This is a genomic window from Sulfuricurvum sp. RIFOXYD12_FULL_44_77 (assembly GCF_001830725.1).
Taxonomy (GTDB): domain Bacteria; phylum Campylobacterota; class Campylobacteria; order Campylobacterales; family Sulfurimonadaceae; genus Sulfuricurvum; species Sulfuricurvum kujiense_A.
Genome location: NZ_MIBU01000260.1, coordinates 1 through 3,237, shown reverse-complemented (window position 1 = coordinate 3,237; position 3,237 = coordinate 1). Strand labels below are relative to the sequence as shown.

The 3,237-nt window shown below is 45.3% G+C and carries 4 protein-coding genes; all 4 read left to right on the top strand.

What is annotated here, in order from left to right:
- The coding region (locus A2517_RS09350) for a thiamine pyrophosphate-dependent enzyme (protein ID WP_294896372.1) at positions 1–1,088 on the top strand (1,088 nt) is incomplete at its 5' end.
- Positions 1,088–1,564, top strand: a complete 477-nt coding sequence (gene ilvN / locus A2517_RS09345; RefSeq protein ID WP_294896370.1) for an acetolactate synthase small subunit — start codon at positions 1,088–1,090, stop codon at positions 1,562–1,564. The genes A2517_RS09350 and ilvN, both read left to right, overlap by 1 nt.
- Positions 1,565–1,570: 6 nt before the next feature.
- Entirely contained in the window at positions 1,571–2,518 is a 948-nt protein-coding gene (lpxD, locus tag A2517_RS09340) for a UDP-3-O-(3-hydroxymyristoyl)glucosamine N-acyltransferase (protein WP_294896368.1), read from the top strand.
- Positions 2,519–2,533: 15 nt separating this feature from the next.
- Entirely contained in the window at positions 2,534–3,073 is a 540-nt protein-coding gene (locus A2517_RS09335; RefSeq protein WP_294896366.1) for a hypothetical protein, read from the top strand.
- The last annotated feature ends 164 nt before the right edge of the window (positions 3,074–3,237 follow it).

The window sequence follows — 3,237 nt, the reverse complement described above, 5'->3', positions numbered from 1 at the left end:
CTAAACGTCCCCTTTTGTATCTCGGGGGCGGTATTATCAATGCCAATGCGGCAGAGCTGGTGCGTGAGTTTTCCAAAATGACCCAAATCCCTGCTGTTGAGACGTTTATGGCGCGCGGAACGCTTCGTTACGATGATCCGCTATTGATCTCTATGCTCGGTATGCACGGATCGTATGCGGCGAATATGGCGATGTCTGAGACCGATTTGGTTATCGGTCTGGGTGCGAGATTTGATGACCGTGTTACAGGAAAGCTTTCCGAATTTGCGAAAAACGCGCAGATCATCCATGTCGATATTGATCCGGCGAGTATCTCGAAACTGGTGAATGCCCATTTTCCGATTGTCGGCGATGTCAAAAACGTATTGGAACAGATGATTCCGCTGGCACAAGAGCAGATTGATCCTAAGCGATATGAATCATGGCACAACACGATTGCCAACTTTAACAAACTTCATCCACTCTCTTACAAAGAAGAAGGTGATCGTCTTAAGCCGCAATGGGTTGTTGAGCGTATCGGACAATTGTTGGGTGATGGTGCCAATATATCCACCGATGTCGGACAGCATCAAATGTGGACGGCACAGTTCTATCCCTTTACCCGTCCGCGCCAATGGGTGAGCTCCGGCGGCCTTGGGACAATGGGATTCGGTTTTCCCGCAGCACTTGGGGTGAAACGCGCCGATATGGAGCGCGTCAGTATCAACATTACGGGTGACGGGTCGATTTTGATGAATATCCAAGAGTTGATGACGGCGGTTGAGTATAAACTCCCCGTGATCAATGTTATCTTGAACAACAACTTTTTAGGGATGGTTCGTCAGTGGCAGACACTCTTTTATGACAAACGCCACTCCTCGACTGATCTTTCGATGCAGCCTGATTTCGTGAAACTTGCTGAAGCATTCGGCGGAGTAGGGTACCGGGTCAATACCAAAGAGGAGTTTGATGCGGCACTCAAAGATGCGGTTGAGAAAAATGTCGTCGCGATTATCGATGTTGTCGTTAACCGATTCGAAAACGTTTTACCGATGGTTCCGGCGGGCGGATCGTTGTTTAATATGATGTTAGAGTACAAGGAGAAATAATGATGGAACAAACAGAACGCCGCGTTATTTCCGTAATTGTTATGAACGAAGCAAGCGTACTCTCACGCATCGCAGGATTATTCTCAGGTCGCGGGTACAATATCGAGTCTTTGACGGTAGCACCGATCCCTGAGTCGAAGTATTCTCGTATTACTATTGTTACGGCCGGTTCCGTTCGTGTGGTGGAACAGATTACCAAACAGCTGCATAAGTTGATTCCGGTACTCAAAGTGTATGAACATGCAGATTTGGTTGAAACAGAGATGGCATTAGTCAAAATTCCTATGAATGAATCGTTGGGTGATATCGAAGCACTTACCCATGCGTATAACGGACGTATCGTGAATGTCGGTAGTGATACGATGATTGTTATGATCTCAGATGAGCCGATGAGAGTGAATCACTTTCTCGAAGCGATTAAACGTTTTCATCCAAAAGAGATCGTCCGAAGCGGTTCTGTCGCGTTAGAGAGATAAGTGGATATGAAACTTTATGAAATAGCGGCATTCCTTGGATTCAAAGAGATCAATGACACTATCGAAATCAGCGGATTAAATACACTTCGTGAGGCAGTGGAGGGGGAAATATCGTTTCTCTCCGATTCCAAATACGAAAAAGAACTCTCAGATACGCGTGCCTCAGCGGTTATTCTCCCCTCTGCCAAAGCGCATCTTCTTCCTAAGGGTGTTGTCGCATTGGAATCTGATGAGCCGTATATGTCGGTAGCCCTTCTTTCTAAACATTTTGCCAAATCGATACGCAGCAGTGAGACAGCTCCGATTATTGGAGAGGGAACCCATATTTATCCCACAGCACATATTGAGAACGGGGCACGAATCGGCGCACATTGTACGATTATGAGCGGTGTTTATGTCGGTGCCGAGAGTGTTATCGGCGATAACGTTATTCTCTATCCAAACGTCACGATTTATCGCGATTGTCTGATCGGAAATCGTGTCATGATTCACGCCGGAACAGTCATCGGAAGTGACGGATTTGGATACGCTCATACAAAAATGGGTGAGCATATCAAGCTTTACCAAAACGGTAATGTCATCATCGAAGATGATGTTGAAATAGGGGCGAACACTACGGTTGATTGTGCAGTATTCGGCTCTACGGTTGTAAAACAAGGCTCTAAAATCGACAATTTGGTACAAATAGGTCACAATTGTGTGGTCGGAGAACATTCGATTTTGGTCTCACAATCGGGGCTTGCAGGCTCTACAACATTGGGACGCAATGTCGTCATGGGGGGACAAAGTGCTACGGCAGGTCATTTAAGTATCGCGCCGTTTACGACCCTTGCCGCACGTTCAGGTGTTACCAAAAGTATCATAAATAAAGGGATCTACAGCGGTTTCCCGTTGATGGAACATAAAATATGGCTGAAAATGCAGGCAAAATTAGCTAAAATGATGGAATCTTAGACTGAGGGATAAGGAATGAGACATATCATTGTAAGTTTAGTTATCGCATCGTCACTGCTTCGTGCAGAGGGGGAACTTACAACGGATATTCGAATGCCGGATATTGTCCTCGATGCCATAAAACATTGCGAATGTCTCAAAGAAGAGGGTCAATGTGTCCCCCATGTTATTCGTATTAATGCCACCGAAGAGGCCGAGCGTGCCAAGGCGGCAGGTTTTGACGTTAACGGCCATTTGATCAAATGCGGATCAACGGAGCAATGCAGCGCTCAAGCTCAGGCATTGATCGAAGGGGGAATCGTCAACCTTGATCTCGGACCTTATCAAATAAACTACAAATACCATCCGAATCCTATGATTCACGAATATTTTGAAGAGAGTTCTGCGCGTGAAAAGGCGAATGGAATATTGACACGGCTTGTCAAAAGTTTCGGATACTCGTGGGAGACATTAGGACGCTATCACCATTTCAGTGCGGTTGATCGAACTCGAAATGAGCGCTATTATCGAAAAATGTATGCGTATATTTACGGAAATAATACGAACGCTCAATAAAGAACTTTTTTAAGATTACTTTAGCCAAAATCGGCTAAACTCTTTGCTATACAGTCAAATAGGAGAGAGTATGAGTTCTGCCGTAACGATTATAAAAGAGATCCCTTTGGATGGGACAAAAAAAGGGATTATTACTATCAGTAAAGTTGATGAGCCTTATGGAA